General features: G+C 72.1%; 22 protein-coding genes. 9 read left to right on the plus strand and 13 right to left on the minus strand.

Features of this window, described 5'->3' with window-relative positions:
• Positions 1–34 precede the first annotated feature (34 nt).
• The 7 genes from MOPEL_RS01610 (at position 35) to MOPEL_RS18695 (ending at position 4339) form a co-directional block, all read left to right on the plus strand.
• Complete coding sequence (locus MOPEL_RS01610; protein WP_009481101.1) at positions 35–538, plus strand: hypothetical protein; 504 nt, start codon at positions 35–37, stop codon at positions 536–538.
• A 164-nt stretch (positions 539–702) separates the two neighbouring features.
• Positions 703–1392: a hypothetical protein gene (locus MOPEL_RS17525; RefSeq protein WP_169316265.1), complete on the plus strand. Its 690-nt coding sequence runs from the start codon at positions 703–705 to the stop codon at positions 1390–1392.
• Positions 1389–2858, plus strand: coding sequence for a terminase large subunit domain-containing protein (locus tag MOPEL_RS01620; protein ID WP_009481103.1), 1470 nt, complete (start codon positions 1389–1391; stop codon positions 2856–2858). Before MOPEL_RS17525 ends, MOPEL_RS01620 begins: the two co-directional genes overlap by 4 nt.
• Before the next feature lie 13 nt (positions 2859–2871).
• Entirely contained in the window at positions 2872–3150 is a 279-nt protein-coding gene (locus tag MOPEL_RS01625) for a zinc ribbon domain-containing protein (protein ID WP_009481104.1), read from the plus strand.
• An 83-nt stretch (positions 3151–3233) separates the two neighbouring features.
• On the plus strand, positions 3234–3542 hold the full coding sequence (locus tag MOPEL_RS01630) for a hypothetical protein (protein ID WP_009481105.1): 309 nt from the start codon (positions 3234–3236) through the stop codon (positions 3540–3542).
• A complete protein-coding gene (locus tag MOPEL_RS01635) occupies positions 3539–4051 on the plus strand; it encodes a hypothetical protein (RefSeq protein ID WP_009481106.1) in 513 nt (170 codons plus the stop codon). The genes MOPEL_RS01630 and MOPEL_RS01635 overlap by 4 nt, the downstream gene beginning before the upstream one ends.
• A 156-nt stretch (positions 4052–4207) precedes the next feature.
• Positions 4208–4339, plus strand: coding sequence for a hypothetical protein (locus MOPEL_RS18695; RefSeq protein WP_009481107.1), 132 nt, complete (start codon positions 4208–4210; stop codon positions 4337–4339).
• A 12-nt stretch (positions 4340–4351) separates the two neighbouring features.
• On the opposite strand, the gene MOPEL_RS01640 is transcribed toward MOPEL_RS18695, so the two are convergent.
• From MOPEL_RS01640 to rpsP, 11 genes are all read right to left on the minus strand, one after another.
• The gene (locus MOPEL_RS01640) at positions 4352–4597 is read right to left on the minus strand and encodes a hypothetical protein (protein WP_040632327.1); all 246 of its coding nucleotides are present in this window, start codon (positions 4595–4597) and stop codon (positions 4352–4354) included.
• A 66-nt stretch (positions 4598–4663) separates the two neighbouring features.
• Positions 4664–4939 carry a magnesium chelatase domain-containing protein gene (locus MOPEL_RS01645; protein ID WP_009481109.1) on the minus strand — a complete coding sequence of 92 codons (276 nt, stop codon included), beginning with the start codon at positions 4937–4939 and terminating at the stop codon, positions 4664–4666.
• Complete coding sequence (locus tag MOPEL_RS01650) at positions 4939–5301, minus strand: YraN family protein (protein WP_009481110.1); 363 nt, start codon at positions 5299–5301, stop codon at positions 4939–4941. Before MOPEL_RS01650 ends, MOPEL_RS01645 begins: the two co-directional genes overlap by 1 nt.
• 673 nt (positions 5302–5974) lie before the next feature.
• On the minus strand, positions 5975–6292 hold the full coding sequence (locus MOPEL_RS01660; RefSeq protein WP_009481112.1) for a DUF2469 domain-containing protein: 318 nt from the start codon (positions 6290–6292) through the stop codon (positions 5975–5977).
• On the minus strand, positions 6289–7035 hold the full coding sequence (gene rnhB / locus MOPEL_RS01665) for a ribonuclease HII (RefSeq protein ID WP_009481113.1): 747 nt from the start codon (positions 7033–7035) through the stop codon (positions 6289–6291). The genes MOPEL_RS01660 and rnhB overlap by 4 nt, the downstream gene beginning before the upstream one ends.
• A 116-nt stretch (positions 7036–7151) precedes the next feature.
• The gene (gene lepB / locus MOPEL_RS01670; RefSeq protein ID WP_009481114.1) at positions 7152–7976 is read right to left on the minus strand and encodes a signal peptidase I; all 825 of its coding nucleotides are present in this window, start codon (positions 7974–7976) and stop codon (positions 7152–7154) included.
• Between the two features lie 199 nt (positions 7977–8175).
• Positions 8176–8517: a 50S ribosomal protein L19 gene (gene rplS / locus MOPEL_RS01675; protein ID WP_009481115.1), complete on the minus strand. Its 342-nt coding sequence runs from the start codon at positions 8515–8517 to the stop codon at positions 8176–8178.
• A gap of 217 nt (positions 8518–8734) precedes the next feature.
• Positions 8735–9940, minus strand: a complete 1206-nt coding sequence (trmD, locus tag MOPEL_RS01680; protein WP_009481116.1) for a tRNA (guanosine(37)-N1)-methyltransferase TrmD — start codon at positions 9938–9940, stop codon at positions 8735–8737.
• 9 nt (positions 9941–9949) lie between these two features.
• Positions 9950–10459, minus strand: a complete 510-nt coding sequence (gene rimM, locus MOPEL_RS01685) for a ribosome maturation factor RimM (protein ID WP_009481117.1) — start codon at positions 10457–10459, stop codon at positions 9950–9952.
• A 157-nt stretch (positions 10460–10616) separates the two neighbouring features.
• On the minus strand, positions 10617–10853 hold the full coding sequence (locus tag MOPEL_RS01690; RefSeq protein ID WP_009481118.1) for an RNA-binding protein: 237 nt from the start codon (positions 10851–10853) through the stop codon (positions 10617–10619).
• A 2-nt stretch (positions 10854–10855) separates the two neighbouring features.
• On the minus strand, positions 10856–11368 hold the full coding sequence (gene rpsP, locus MOPEL_RS01695) for a 30S ribosomal protein S16 (RefSeq protein ID WP_040632356.1): 513 nt from the start codon (positions 11366–11368) through the stop codon (positions 10856–10858).
• A gap of 411 nt (positions 11369–11779) precedes the next feature.
• Between rpsP and MOPEL_RS01700 the strand changes: the two genes are divergently transcribed.
• Positions 11780–12331, plus strand: coding sequence for a PAS domain-containing protein (locus MOPEL_RS01700; protein WP_009481120.1), 552 nt, complete (start codon positions 11780–11782; stop codon positions 12329–12331).
• Entirely contained in the window at positions 12328–13248 is a 921-nt protein-coding gene (locus MOPEL_RS18700) for a methyl-accepting chemotaxis protein (protein ID WP_051992167.1), read from the plus strand. Before MOPEL_RS01700 ends, MOPEL_RS18700 begins: the two co-directional genes overlap by 4 nt.
• 78 nt (positions 13249–13326) lie before the next feature.
• Here MOPEL_RS18700 and MOPEL_RS01710 read toward each other — a convergent pair whose 3' ends face one another.
• A complete protein-coding gene (locus tag MOPEL_RS01710) occupies positions 13327–14259 on the minus strand; it encodes a GNAT family N-acetyltransferase (protein ID WP_009481122.1) in 933 nt (310 codons plus the stop codon).
• Positions 14243–15334, minus strand: coding sequence for an amidohydrolase family protein (locus MOPEL_RS01715; RefSeq protein WP_009481123.1), 1092 nt, complete (start codon positions 15332–15334; stop codon positions 14243–14245). The genes MOPEL_RS01710 and MOPEL_RS01715 overlap by 17 nt, the downstream gene beginning before the upstream one ends.
• Between the last annotated feature and the right edge of the window lie 225 nt (positions 15335–15559).

Here is a 15559-nt window from a genome sequence, read left to right on the forward strand (position 1 = left end):
TGACCAACACCACATTGACGACCGAGGAGACCCGATGACCCACCCCGGGCCCAACATCTGGGCAGACGCCGACCCCGAGCAGCTCGCCCACCTCCGCCAAGCCGCATGGAGGTGGTTCGACTGCGACCTCCACGAGCTCAACGACCACGGCCTCCGCGGCCTGCTCCACACGCTCGAAGCGCACGCCAAGGCCCTCGCGGAGAAGGCCGCCAAACTCGACCGACGAGTGATCGCCCTCCGCGCCATCAAGGACCAGCACGACGCCTGGCTCCGCGAGGAGGACGACGACGCCCTCACCCTCCCCGGCCTCGTCGCCACCGTCTGCCGCGTCGACGGCGTCGAGCTCGGAGTCACCGCCAACCCGCACGAGGCCGTGGAGGACGCCCCGTTCTCCGTGTTCGTGCCGTGGCCGGTGATCGTCGACCCGTCGATCCCGCGGCGGCTACGGGTGGACCTCATCGAGTGGCCGCTGCACGAGCTCGTCGGGCCGCTCCCGGCTGAGGTGCTGGCCCGTGTCCGTGGTGAGGGGGAGGCATGACCGAACAGGATGGGGTTTTCCCGGGCCCTGGGAAGGCCGGGAAAAGTCCGAAGCGGGGTAGGCCGCCCAAGTACTCGCAGGAGCAGCGGGACGCGGCTGTGCGGCTCGCAGAGGAGTTCGGTCATGCCGAGGCGGGACGGCGTACGGGCATCCCGCCTCGGACGGTGGAGTACTGGACTCGGCAGGCCGGTGTGCGGGTGGCGGAGTCGCCGTCGGCCGAGAGGACGGCGGTGGCGCGCACCCTCGCGGCTGAGCGTCGCGCGGAGCTACAACGGGTCGCGGTGGAGGAGCTCGAGGCGCCGCTTCGTGCTGCTCTCGGCGATGTGACGCGCCGGTTGGACCTGCGGCGGGCGTTGACGGAGGGTATCGCCGACGCACCCGAGGAGGACCTCGAGGCCGTCATGGACCCGAAGACGATGGCGGTGCGTGCTGAGGTCGAGACGGGTGACCTTGGGCGCCTGCTGCGCAAGGTGCGCCTGTTGGAGCTCGGCGCCGGCATGTCGACGGCGGACGCCGTGCGGGCCCTGTCGACGCTGCTGCGGGACCGGGCCCTCGTCGGGCAGGCTCAGGCGGCCGGAGAGGGTGCGTGCCCGGCGTGTGGCCGCTCCGGTGAGGCGGGCGGGGATGTGCTGTTCGTGGAGCGGTACGCCCTGACGGAGCCGGGGCAGGCGGCGCGGCTGCTGCGCACGGATCGGGTCGAGGGCGGGGCGACGGTGCCGTTGTGGGCCGGGTCGCGGGTCGTCGACGCCGCCGGCCGCCAGGTCACGCACGAGGGGCGTCCGTTGCGGGACCCGCGGTTGTCGGAGGACGGCACGGTCGTCGTCGACGCCGAGATCGTCGAGGAGGACCGGTGAGGGTCATCACGACGGAGTACGCCCCGACGCCGCGGCAGCGGGAGCTTCACGAAGCCGTCGAGCCGCTCGTGCTGTACGGCGGCGCGGCCGGCGGCGGGAAGTCCCGGGCGATCCGAGAGGAGGCGTTGTCGTTCGCGCTCGCGGTGCCGGGGTCGCGGCAGCTCGTCCTGCGGCGGACGTTCCCGGAGCTGTCGCGCTCGCACGTGCAGGCCTACCGGCTCGAGCTGCCCGCCGAGCTGGGCACGTACGCCGACGCCGCGCACGAGGTGCGCCTCGTGAACGGGTCGGTGATCGAGCTCGGCCACTTGCAGCACGAGGGCGACGTGCAGCGTTACCAATCGGCGGAGTACGCCCGTATCTACCTGGACGAGGCCACCGGCTTCACACCGTTCCAGATCACGTACATGCAGTCGCGCCTGCGTGTCGCAGGGCCGGTGCGGGACCGCATGGACGAACTCGGCCTCGTCCCGTCGATGCGGCTGTCGGCGAACCCGGGCGGACCGTCGCACGCTCACGTGAAGGCCGAGTTCATCGACCCGGCCCCGGCGGGGACGACGTTCACCCCGGCGGCGACGCTCGAGGACCCGAACCCGGCGGCGCGCCGGTTCATCCCGGCCCGGGTGACGGACAACCCGCACATCGACGCGTCGTACGTCGACCGGCTCAACGGCCTCGACGAGGACACGCGGCGAGCTCTGCGCGACGGCGACTGGGACGTGTACGCGGGCATGGCGTTCGGTGAGTGGCGCCGCGAGGTGCACGTCGTCGACCCGGCACGGATGCCTGGCCCGGACGAACTCGCTGCGTACCCCCGCGCAGTCGGGTGCGACTACGGCCTGTCGGCGCCCTACGCCGCGGTGTGGCTCGCGCGGCTCGGCGACGGCCTGCTGTACCTGTACCGGGAGCGGTACGCGCCCGAGCTGACCCCTCATGAGCAGGCCGAGCAGATCAGAGACGCAGAGACGCGGGCGGAGAGGGATCGGCCGTGCCCGGTCGCGCTGGACCCGAGCACGTGGGCGCGCAACCCTCACCACGTCACCCGTCACCCCGGCCGCACCGTCGGTGATCTCGAGCAGGGACCCCCGGCTGGTTCCATCGCCGCCGCCTACCGGGACGTCCTCGGCAGCCGGGTGGAGAAGGCCGACAACGACCGCATGGCCGGCGTGGCGTTGCTGCGCGACAAGCTGCGGGTGCGCGCCGACGGTGCGCCGCGTCTGGTCGTGTCGGCCGCGTGCGTGGAGGTCATCCGCACGTTGCCCGCCCTGCCGCGTGACCCTCGACGGCCCGAGCTGTACCTCTCGACGGGCACCGAGGACCATCTCGCCGACGCGCTGACCTACGGCGCCAAGGTCCTCGCCGCCGCCCCGGCCGCTCTCCCTGAACCGGCTGGCATCGGCCGCTTCGCCGAGGGGTACGGCCCGGTCATCCCCACCGCCACCCGCGGTATCGCCAACATGCGCTTCTGAGAGGAGACACCCCATGCCCGACGCACTCGCCGCCCTACTCCGTCCAGACGACAACGACAAGCGCGAGAAGCCCCAGCCCGGCCGCACCGTGAGGTGCCAGTCCTGCGGCACACGTGTGCCCATCGACGACGAGGAGGTCCGCCAGCGGCACGCCCGAGGGCGTTGCACCCTCACAGCTCAGCTCGACGCCGCGCACGAGCAAGTTCGGGAGGAGGTCGCAGTCACCCATGCCGCCCTCGCCGCGCCGGTCGTCGGGTCCGATCTCGGGCACGTGCGCGACATGCCGTTCTGACCCGCGAAGGGTTGTCGGCCCCCACCGATAGAGTGTGACTCAGATCACATGAACGTTCCCTCGACTGGAAGGACACCCACGTAATGCGTTCCACCACAATCACGTTCGGCGAAGGACCGGCACCTGCCGGGCGACGCATCAAGGCTCAGGACGGCACCGAGACCATCACCCTCACCGGTCTGACCACCCACCTCGCCGACAAGATCACCACCGTCATGCAGGCCCTCGATGTCACCATCGAGACGAGCAAGGCCACCACCGAACAGCCCGCGGAGAAGACGTCTCCGAAGCCGAAGGTGACGGACCTGAGCGAACACGCGCGCGCCGAGATCGCCAGCATCGACCAGCAGCGCGCCCTGGACCGCTGGGCCGAGACGGGGGTGCTCGCATGAGCGTCACCGACGCCACCGTCGAGCAGGTGCAGCCCTTCGACGTCGAGCGGAACTGCTACGTGCGCCTCGTCGGCCCCGAGACGAAGGCCGCGGCCCGCAACGAACTCGGCGGCGTCGTCCTCGGCGGCGAGGTGATCCGGTGCTCCGTCGTCACCGCGCGGTTCTACATCGACAGCCTCCGTGGCGTCGCCTGCGATGAACGCGGGGTGAAGCTCGAGGGCCGCGACCTTCCCGTGTGGGCACGCGGCCGCACGACCCTCTCGGCCGAGGAGGCGTCCTCCCAGACGTCTGGTCAGGACTTCCGCAAGCCCGCGCTCCGCAATGGCGACCCGATCGAGTTCGTCGCCGCGGACGAGGCCGAGGGTGCCCTCGTCACGTTGAAGCTGACCAAGGTGACGCTCACCGACGGCCACGGGCGGGAGTACGGCCCCGGCAGCGTGATCCGCGGCCGACGGACTGACCTGGCCCGGTACGCCGCCCGCGGACGCGCCGAGGTCGTCGAGGCGTAACCCCCAGACCCGACCCGCGTGTTCGTCCATCCTCACCGGGTCACGGGCGCTCCGGTCACAGCCTGCTCGGGAGCACCCACACCGAGGCCGGCACCGTGAAGTGGAAGCACGGTGCCGGCCTCACCCTTTCCCGTTGCGATAGCGGAGGATTCACGCATGGAGATCACCGTGGAGTTCACCACCGACGAGTTCGAGACGATCACGGCCGCCGCCGAGCGGCACGGCATGAGCGTGGAGGACTTCACCCGATCCCCCTGGTTCAGACTGCATGCCCTCATGTCAGCCTAACCCGTTGAAGCTCTAGCGTGCTGCGCTGGAAGCGGTCAAGCGGCGCCGATGTTTGAGCACGGATCGCCGGCGTCGGAGGCCGAGCGCCCGGTCGTGCTGTGCCGCGTGCCACCCGTTGCACCAGGCGATGCCCTCGGGCGTCGGCGCACGATGTGGGGTGTGGTGGGCGGGGACGCCGTCGATGTAGGCGATGGCGCCGTCGACGAACGCGTCGCGCACGGACGGCGTCGTCATCGGTTCCATCTTGATCGGGTCCACGCTGGACACGGTAGCGGCAAGGCAGGGCACCGTATGCGCTGTGTGAGATACCGGACGCCCGACGATCTAGTAACGCGTTTGCGTGTCGATTGACAGGTCGAAGTGGGAGCCCATCTTGGGCAGTGAGGCGGGCGAGAGGTTGACCGTGATGCGACGGTTGGGGATCTCCAGCCCGCTGTTCCCGCCGGCGGCCTTGATGCGGTCACCCGACTGACGGCAGGCGGCATCGGGCAGACCGCCGATGACGAAGGCGGGGAGGCCGGGGACGATGTCGGCCTCGATGTGGACCACAGCCCCCTCGAGGCCGGTGAGGGTCACGCTCGTCGTGCGTCCGAGGGTCATCACGCCACCGCCACGAGGTGTTCGACGGTGGCTGGGCCGGTGGGGGGCCGCATGACGGCGACGACGTCGATGCGGACGTCGCGGGTGCCGGTGCCGGGGTGGGCCTCGACCCAACACCCGGCCAGTCGACGCAGACGCGCGACCTTGACGGGCGTCACCGCAGCGGCGGGCCCGCCGTAGTCGAGGCGCCTGCGGGTCTTCACCTCACAGACGACGAGACAGTCATCCTGTCTGGCGACGAGGTCGATCTCGCCGACCTCGCACCGCCAGTTGCGGTCGAGCACCACCATTCCCGCCTCGGTGAGATACCGGGCGGCGAGACGCTCGCCGTATTCGCCGAGGGCCCGTCGTTGGTCCGTCATCGTGCGTCACCTCCGCCGCCCAGCCTGGCGGCGAGGTCACACGGCCGTCGGACGCAGCGGGCGGGCTGTGGACGCCGCCCCACCCCCGGTCGAGGTTGTGGAGCCGGGGCGACCGGCCCCGTGGACCGCCACCCGATCGAGACACCACGGCCACTGAGGACCACGGTGGATCGACGCGGAGGGCCGGCGGTTCGGCGCGGCGCAGGGACGAGCCGTGCGGCGAGGTCGGGATGCCCCTCGACGGCGCGGACGGCGAAGCGGGCCGTCTCCCCGGCGTGCAGGTGGAGGGGGCTCCCCGTGACGGATCCCGGGCAGGCGAGCCCATCGTCCACGGAGCCGTCGCGGCCGGAGAGCTCCAGCTCGACGTGCCCTTCCCCACGCAGTCGGCCACGACGACGAGGTCGCGGTCGGCGTCGATCGGTACGGTGGCCGAGACACCTCCCCCGACAGGCTGGAGAAGGGCGAGGGAATCCGGCCGCGCAGTCGGCGGCGCGGTGCGCTGCACGGGAGCGTCGTCCTCGGCCCCACACCCCGACAGGGCGGCGGAGGCGGGGACGACCATCACCGCTCCGACCACACGGCAGTGAGGCGGACGAGGCGGCCCTCGCGTCGTGCGCGGCACGAGGGAGGAGTTCGGGTGGGGTGCCACGTGCGGCGCCCTACGCGCGCGGCGTCAGAAGCGTCCGTCCTCCGGCACCTCGAGATCGCTCTTCGCGAGTTCCTCGATGTTGACGTCCTTGAACGTGACGACGCGGACGTTCTTGACGAACCGGGCGGGGCGGTAGACGTCCCACACCCACGCGTCGGACATGCTCACGTCGAAGTACACCTCGCCGGAGTCCGAGCGGACCTTCACGTCGACCGCGTTGCACAGGTAGAACCGGCGCTCGGTCTCGACGACGTGGGTGAACAGCCCGACGACGTCGCGGTACTCGCGATAGAGCTGCAGCTCCATCTCGGTCTCGTACTTCTCGAGGTCCTCGGAACTCATGACACCTTCCCCTTCACCGATCCATCATCACCCATGTCGGGCAGCACGTCGCCCTCCGGGACGTCGTCCGTCGTGGCCGCACCGCCCGTCGCAGTCCCCGCGTCGGCCCCTCGCCGTGGCGCGACGGGCTCGTCGCCGAGGAGCCGCCACGACCGTCGGTGCAGCTCGCACGGGCCGTGGTCGAGGAGCGCCGCGCGATGCTCGGGGGCGGCGTATCCCTTGTTGACGTCCCACCCGTAGTGCGGGTGGGTGCGGGCGAGGTCGATCATCCGGGCGTCGCGCTCGACCTTGGCGAGGATGCTCGCGGCGGCGACGCTCGAGCACGTCATGTCGGCCTTGATGCGGGTCTGCACATGCGGGACGGCGACGTCGGGCCACGGCGGCACCGGTGCGAGGTCGAACAGTGCCTCCTCGGCGGCGCGGCCCGTGAGCCAGTCGTGCTTGCCGTCGAGGACGACGACGTCGGGGACGACCCCGCATTGCTGCAACGCCCGCATGCCCGCGAGGCGCAGAGCGGCGACAATCCCGAACTCGTCGATCTCCTCAGGCCCGGCGTGGCCGACGCCGTGGGTGTATGCCCAACGTCGGACGCGGGGGGCCAGCGCCTCCCGGACGGGCGCGGCGACGAGCTTGGAGTCCTTGACCCCCACGGGCGCGGTCGGCGTCTCGGCGGTGACGACGACGACGCCGACCGAGACGGGCCCGGCGAGGGCGCCGCGACCGACCTCGTCCATGCCCGCCACGAGGACGTGTCCGTCTCGGGCGAGACCTCGTTCGACGCGCAGGGAGGGTCGGGTCGACGTCGCGCCAGGTCGATGCCGGGGCGCGGCTGTGGCGCGGGACGTGGTGTGGGCGGAGGTCACGGTGCCCCGGTGGGAGTCGGCGTGGAGCCGGGCGTCGGTGTCGCCGTCGGCTGCGGCACGGTGCCGAAGGTGTACTGCTGCTCCCCCAGCCACGTGAGGCGGTCGAGGGGCCACACGACGGCGAAGGCGCGTCCGACGACGTGGTTGATCGGCACGGAACCGACCATGCCGGGGTCGCCGTCGCCCTCCTGGAACCGGGAGTCGCGGGAGTCGGAACGGTGGTCGCCGAGCACCCATACGCGTCCCGCGGGGACGGTGACGTCGAACTCGAGATCGCTCGGGGTGTCGCCGGGGTGGATGTAGGGCTCGTCGATCGCGGTGCCGTTGACGGTGATCCGCCCGTCGGCGGAGCAGCAACGTACGTGGTCGCCGGGCAGGCCGACGACGCGCTTGACGAGGTGGTCGCCCTCGTCCTCGGGCAGGAGACCCGCCCACGTGAGGGCCTCGTTGACGCGTTCGCCGAACCCGCCCTGCGTCGGGGGCTCCACACGCGGGTCGAGCCAGCCGCCCGGGTCGGCGAAGACGACGACGTCACCGCGTCGGAGGTCGAACGGCGTGGGGGTGAGCTTGCTGACGAGCACCCGGTCGTCGCGGACGAGGGTGTTCATCATCGACGCGGACGGGATCCAGAACGTCTGGACGAGCCAGGTCTTCGCGACGAGGGAGAGCACGACGGCGAGCGCGACGACGATGACGATCTCGCGGACGAACACGAGCGTGCCGTGGAGGAAGGGCGATCGCCCCGATCCGCCTGCGGCGATCGCGCCGCCGGCGTTCCCCGCCTGCGAGGGGCGTCCCCCGGTGTCGTGCGATCGGCTCATGTTCGTCCTGTCGTCGTGTCGTGTGGGCGGTCGAGGCGTCCTCGGACGACGACGGGCCCCGACCCATCGGGCACCGTACCCCCTGGGCGACGCGTGGCCCGGGAGGGGGCATCGACGAGAGGGCCCGCGCCGGGTACGACCGCGCCCCGGTCGACGAGGTCGGGCCGGGGCGCGGTGGTGAGCAGCGGGTGACGCGTGGTCAGCGCTTCTCGCGGATCTTGGCGGCCTTGCCGCGCAGGTCGCGCAGGTAGTAGAGCTTGGCGCGACGGACGTCGCCGCGGGTGACGACCTCGATCTTCTCGACGACGGGGCTGTGCAGCGGGAACGTCCGCTCCACGCCGACGCCGAAGCTCACCTTGCGGACGGTGTAGGTCTCGCCGATGCCGCCGCCGTGACGACGGATGACGACGCCCTGGAACACCTGGACACGGGTGCGGTTGCCCTCGATGACTCGCACGTGCACCTTGACGGTGTCACCGGCGCGGAACTCCGGGATGTCGGTGCGCAGGTTGGCCTTGTCGACCATGTCGAGCTTCTTCATGACGTCTTCGCTTTCTCGGCGGTGCCACGGGCCACCCCGGGTGAGTGGGTGATGCTGCGTGCGTCACGAGGCCGCATGCGCCGGGCACCTCCTGCGACCGCAGGCGGGCGGAGGAGCCGAGCTGCACGTCCCCCCGTGGTAGGGGCCGTGTGAATCGTGACGCGACGATCCATCTTGCCAGAGAGCGGGCGGGCGCGGAAATCGGTCCCGCCCCTCGTCAGGCCCCGCGTCGCAGGGAACGGGTGAGGACGACCGTCCCCGGCTCCGTCGCGGCGCTGCGGGCGGGGCGGAACCCCGCATTGCGGTACAGACGGCAGGGGCGGGACCCGCGGCGGGGCACGTCGATCCGGGCGAAGCGCGCCTCGGGGTCCGCCTGGGCGAGCGCGTGGTCGAGGAGAGCGCCGCCGATCCCCCGTCCGGCTACGTCGGGGGCGACGACGAGCCCGTCGATCTCCCAGGCCGTCGGGCCTGCCTCCCCGGAGGGGTCGTCGTGGCGCGTGCGGCCCCGGACGGCGGCGACGAGTCGCCCCTGCGGATCACGCACGGTCCACGTGCGCCAGGGCGCGCCGGCGGCCAGCGTCGCGCGGACGTCCTCGATCGTCTCCTCCCCTGCAACCTCGGGGAGGCAGCAACGGCGGAGGACGAGGAGCTCCCCGGCGTCCGCGGGCGTCGCGGTCGTGATCGGCAGCTCGGCCTCGCCGGAGAGCACCGCCGAGGGAGGTAGGAGGTCGGGCCGGCGGGCAGCGGTGCGGGCGAGGCGCTGCTCGTGCCGCCACCGGGCGATCGCGCCGTGGTCGCCGCCGAGGAGGACGGACGGCACGTCGCGCCCCTCCCACGAGGCGGGCTTGGTGTAGACGGGGTACTCGAGGAGACCGTCCTCGTGCGACTCCTCGACGAGGGACTCGGCGTTGCCGACGACGCCGGGGACGAGCCGGGCGATCGCCTCGACCATCGCGAGCACGGCGACCTCGCCGCCGTTGAGGACGTAGTCGCCGAGGGAGAGGATCTCCACCCGCCCCTCGAACACGTCGCGGGCGTGGTCGTAGACGCGTTCGTCGATGCCCTCGTAGCGGCCGCACGCGAACACGAGGTGCTCCTCGCGGGCGAGACGGTGGGCGGTCGCCTGCGTGAACGGCGCCCCGCCCGGGCCGGGGACGACGAGGCGCGCCCGCGGGGACGCCCCCTCCCCCGGCGCCTCGCCGAGGACCGCGTCGAACGCCTCGGCCCACGGCTGTGGCTTCATCACCATCCCGGCGCCACCGCCGTAGGGCGTGTCGTCGACGGTGTGGTGCCGGTCGTGGGTGAACCCCCGCAGGTCGTGGACCCGCAGGTCGAGCAACCCGTCGCGACGGGCCTTGCCGATGAGGGACAGGTCGAGCGGCGCGAGGTACTGGGGGAAGATCGTGACGACGTCGAGACGCATCCGGGCCCCTCAGGACTCGAGGTCGAAGAGACCGGGCGGGGCGTCGACGACGACGTGGGGGTCGTCGGAGTCGACGGCGACGTGGGGAACGAGGGCGGCCACGAACGGGACGAGACGGGTGCGGCCGTCGAGGAGACGCACCTCGAGAAGATCCTGCGCGGGCCGCACCTCGAGGGCGACGACCTCGCCGAGGCGGGTGCCCGCCGGGTCACGGACCTCGGCCCCGACGAGATCGTCCTCGTACCAGGCGTCCTCGTCCTCGGCCTCGTCCTCCTCGGCGACGAGCCGCGTGCCCCGGAGGGCCTCGGCGCCGGTGCGGTCGGCGACCTCCTCGAACCGGAGCAGCCACACGCCCTGGTGGACGCGGGTACCGGCCACGGTGAGCGTGCCGCGGTCGGGCTCGGTGTCGAGCACGGCGCCGGGGGCGAACCGCTCCTCGGGAGCGTCCGTGTGGAGCTGCACGGTGACCTCACCCCGCAATCCGTGGGGCTTGCCGATACGGGCGACGACGGCGGTCATCGTTCTCCTTCTGGGGTCACGAACTGAGGTCCCGGGCGGGGCGGCAGAAGCGGAGCCCCGCCGACGACGGCGCGGAACCGGGGAAACGGCGCGGATCCCCGCACCTACTCTGCCGGAGGGGCAGGAGGAGCGGGGATCCGAGGTGCGTCGGGAGGCGTCAGCGGTCGAGATCGACGATGTCGATCCGCACCTGACGGCCACCGGCGAGAGCGCCGACGATCGTGCGGAGGGCACTCGCGGTGCGGCCGGAGCGTCCGATGACGCGGCCGAGGTCGTCGGGGTGGACCCGCACCTCGAGCAGCTCGCCACGGCGGAGCTCACGGTGCCGGATCTCGACGTCGTCCTCGTGGTCGGCGATGCCCCGAACGAGGTGCTCGAGCGCTTCTTCGAGCATGATCAGGCTTCGGTGGGCTGCTCGGTCGCGGCCTCGGCGGCCTCAGGAGCGGGAGCGTCCTCGACCGGGGCCTCGGCCGGAGTGGTCTCGGCAGCCTCGGCGGGAGCCTTGCCGGCCTTCGCCTTGGACTCCTTCTTCTTCGGCGGGTTCTTCTCGTAGTCCTCGTCGGCCTTGCCGGCAGCGGCCATGGCGGCCTCGTAGAGGTCCTTCTTGCTCTGCTTCTCCGGCTGGGCCTTGAGGGTGCCCTCGGCACCGGCCTCGCCCTTGAACTTCTGCCAGTCACCGGTGACCTTGAGGAGGGCCGCGACCTGCTCGGTCGGCTGGGCGCCGACACCGAGCCAGTACTGGGCGCGCTCGGAGTCGATCTCGATGACCGAGGGCTCACGGGTGGGGTGGTAGAGGCCGATCTCCTCGATCGCACGCCCGTCGCGCTTGGTGCGCGAGTCCATGACGACGACGCGGTAGAAGGGGCTGCGGATCTTACCCATCCGCTTGAGACGAATCTTGACGGCCACGGTGGTGGTCTCCTCGTTGGATCGTGAGCACGGCGAGACCGGCGGGAGGAAGAATGCCGGGGAACCGATGCTCGGGGTGTAGGCGCCCGAGATCCCGGCGAACTCTGGGCCGGGCGGGTACAGCGACCCATTCTGCCAGACGGCGACCGCCGCGGGGAATCGCACCCACCTGCTCGCCGCGCGCGATCACACGCGCGTGGGAGGCGCGTCCATGAGGATCCCCCGCCCCGCCCCGCCCCGCCCCGCAGCGGGACGCGCGCGACGCCGAGGACGACGAGGGGGACGGTGATGGGCGAGGTCGCGCCCCGGTCGGGCGCAGGGGACGAATCACTCAATCCGGCCCCGGCTGCGCCGACAGGAGGGAGTCCCGCCGCCCACCGTGGACGACCCACCGAGAGAACGGAATCATCGATGCGCCGCACGTCCGTCACGCCGACCGGCAGGGAGGTCACGTTCGGCGACGACGAGGTGGTCGTCAGCAAGACCGACCCCAAGGGCGTCATCACCTACGCCAACGACGTCTTCCTCCGGGTCAGCGGATACGCCGAGCACGAACTCATCGGGCAGCCGCACAACATCATTCGCCACCCCGACTTCCCGCGCGGGGTGTTCAAGCTGTTGTGGGACACCCTCGAGGCGAAGCAGGAGATCTTCGCCTACGTCAAGAACATGACGAAGAGCGGCGACACGTACTGGGTGCTCGCCCACGTGACGCCGAGTCTCGACGCGTCGGGCCGGATCGTCGGCCACCACTCGTGGCGGCGTCGGCCGGAGCCGGCGGCCGTGCGGGAGGTCGAGGGGGTGTACGACGTCATGCGGGCCGAGGAGGCGCGGCACACGCGGACGATCGAGGCCGCGGAGGCGTCCCTCGCGCTCGTCGGCCGGGTGCTCGCCGAGCGAGGGCTCTCCTACGACGAGTTCGTGTGGGATCTCATCGCACGGACGACGAGTCTCACGCGATGAGGCGCCACACGCGGCACGACGACACCGCACCCGCGACGTCTGCCCCGACACCGGAGGCGTGCGACGCGATCGAGTCCGTCCTCGAGCGTGCCCTCGCCGGTGACCTCGACGCGCGCATCGTCCTCCTCGACGCGCCGGAGGAGCAGGTCCGGATCGCCCACCGGGTCAACGACCTCATCGACCTCTTCCAGGCGTTCGCGCTCGAGACGGAGCTGTCCCTCCGCGCCGCCGGGGAGGGGCGTTACCACCGCCTCTTCCTTCCCCGCGGCATGCCGGGGCCGCTCAAGAAGAGCGCGCAGCGGATCAACGCGGCACGTCAGTCGATGCTCGACCGCGACCGGACCCTCGAACTCCGGGACGCCGAGCGTCAGGGTCTCGCCGACGGGGTCTCGGAGATCTCCGAGCGTCTCACGCACGCGGCACGGGACCTCCACACGTCGGCGACGGGCCTGTCGGACTCGACGCGCACGGCCGTCTCCGAGGCGGAGTCCGCTCTCGCGACGGTGACGCGGCTCGAGCAGGCGAGCGCCGACATCGACCAGGCCGTCCGGCTCATCGCCCAGGTGGCCTCGCAGACGAAGCTCCTCGCCCTCAACGCGACGATCGAGGCCGCCCGCGCCGGGGACGCCGGCAAGGGGTTCGCCGTCGTCGCGGCGGAGGTGAAGTCGCTCGCCGAGGAGACGACGACGTCCTCGGACCGTATCGCCGAGCAGGTCGCGGCGACGCAGGCCGCCGCGCGGGAGGCGGCCGACACGATCGGCGCGATCACCGCCGCGATCGAGGGCATCGACGGCCGCGTCGCGGAGATGTCGACGGCCATCGAGGGCCACGACGGCCTCGAACCGTTGTCGTTCTCGCTGCAGACGGAGGTCGACCGCCTCCAGGCGTCGGGCAGCGACGGCCCCGACGATCACTGATCGTCACGAGGACGATCCCGGCGAACGTCACGACCGTCGACGAACGTCCGTCGAGCACCCGGTGAGCACCCGTGGGCGTCAGCGCCGTGTGGCGTGGGCGAGCCGGTGGGCGTCGAGGGCGACCCGGGTGACGGCGGAGGGCCCGTCGAGGTCGGCGGTGGTGACGGCGGTGTGTGCCCAGGGCGCTCCCGTCGAGGGGACCCCGCCGCCCCGTCCGACGAGGACGACGGCGCCGGTGGCGGCGTCGGCGAGCCGTTCGGCCCAGGCGGCGTCCGGCCTTCCGGTCGCCGGGCCCGTCGGACGCAGGACGGGCACGCCCATCTCGGCCGCGAGCGCGCGGGCGGCGGCGACGTCGCGTGGTCCGGGTTCACCGGCCCCGGCCTCGACGACGACGACGGGACCGGCGACGTCGTCACGGTCGTAGGGCTCCGCGGGCCAGTCGTAACGGTCGACGCCGTAGACGACGTGGTCGCGCCATGCGTCGCGCCCCTCGGCGTCGGCGAGCCACAGGTAGCGGGGGTAGGCGCCGCGGCGACGGAACCCCAACGAGCGGAGCAGTCCCGCCGACCGCACGTTACCGGGTTGCACGGCCGCCTCGACCCGGTTGAGCCCCAGACCGTGGGGCATCGGGGCGAACGCGACGTCGACGACCAGCCGCAACCCCTCGGCGAACAGGCCCTTCCCGGCGTACGGGTCGTAGGCGTCGTAGCCGAGGACGCCGCTGAACGCGCGACCTCGTTGGATGCCGGTGAGATTGACCTTGCCGACGATGTCGTGACCCCGCACGCGGACGTGCGGCAAGGCCCGCACGAGGAACGTGCGGTGCTCGTCGCTCTGCCGCCGCAGGTGGAACGCGAGGTCGTCGGGGTTGACGGGGTTCCACGGCCGGATGCGTTCGCGGGAGGTCTCGACGGCTCGCCGGTAGGCGGGGACGTCCGTCTCGACGACGGTGTCGACACGTACCCGCTCCCCCACCGCGGACAAGGGGCGCAGCTCAGCGGACAACGGCACCCCGCAGGACGATCCGGTGCGGGTCGGCGATCGTGCGGACGTCCTCGCGGGGATCGTCGCGGTAGACGACGAAGTCCGCCTGGGCGCCCTCGACGAGGCCGTCGCGGTCCAGCCATTCGCGGGCCCGCCATGTCGCGGCCGAGATCGCCTCGAGGGCGGTCATGCCCGTCTTCGTGAGTTCGGCGATCTCCTTCGCGACGAGACCGTGCGGGAGGCTGCCGCCCGCGTCGGTGCCGACGAAGATCGGCACGCCGGCGTCGTGGGCTGCGCCGATCGTGTCGTAGCGGCGCTCGTGGAGGTCGCGCATATGCGCGGCGTAGCCGGGAAACTTCTTCTCCCCGGCGGCGGCGATGTCGGGGAACGTCGCGATGTTGACGAGGGTCGGCACGATCGCGATGCCCTGCCGCGCAAAGATCTCGACCGACTCGGGCGTGAGGCCCGTGGCGTGCTCGATGCAGTCGACGCCCGCGGCGGCGAAGTCGAAGAGGGACTCCTCGGCGAAGCAGTGGGCGGTGACGCGGGCGCCCTCTTCGTGGGCGGCCTCGACGGCGAGGTCGAGTGCGGACCGCGGCCAGCACGGGCCGAGGTCACCGGCGGAGCGGTCGATCCAGTCGCCGACGAGCTTGACCCAGCCGTCGCCGCGACGCGCCTCCTCCCGGATGCACGTGACGAGCTCCTCCGGCTCGATCTCGCGAGCGAAGTTCGGGATGTACCGGCGCGTACGGGCGATGTGCCGCCCGGCGCGGATCAGTTCGGGCAGGTCGTCGCGCTCCTGCACGAAGCGGGTGTCGAGCGGCGACCCGGCGTCGCGGATGAGGAGCGTTCCGGCGTCGCGGTCGGTGAGGGCCTGCTCGACGGCCCGCTCGGGTTCGACCGCGCCGCGGGAGTCGAGGCCGACATGGCAGTGCGCGTCGACGAGCCCCGGCAGCACCCATCCGTCGACGGTCTCGACGTCGCCGGCGGCCTGCGCGGGCCGCTCGAACGTGAGGCGGCCGTCGACCACCCACATCTCGTCGACGATGTCCTCCGGCCCGCGGAGGATCCGACCTCGGACGTGCAGTACGGGCGCATTCATGCCCCGACACTACCGATCTCGCCCCCGCCCGGGACGTGACTCGCGCCCGCCGCGTCGGAGCCGCCGCGTTCGAGGCGTCCTCCCCCGCCGCATCCGGCCGCCGTGTCCCGACCGCGGCCACCGCAGGCGACGTCCTCCTACGAGCCCGCCGCCATTTCGCCCGGCATGCGGAGGAATCGGACAATGCGCACCTCGCAGGACAATCCCCGCGAGGACGACAGGACA

Source organism: Mobilicoccus pelagius NBRC 104925 (genome assembly GCF_000247995.1).
Lineage (GTDB): Bacteria > Actinomycetota > Actinomycetes > Actinomycetales > Dermatophilaceae > Mobilicoccus > Mobilicoccus pelagius.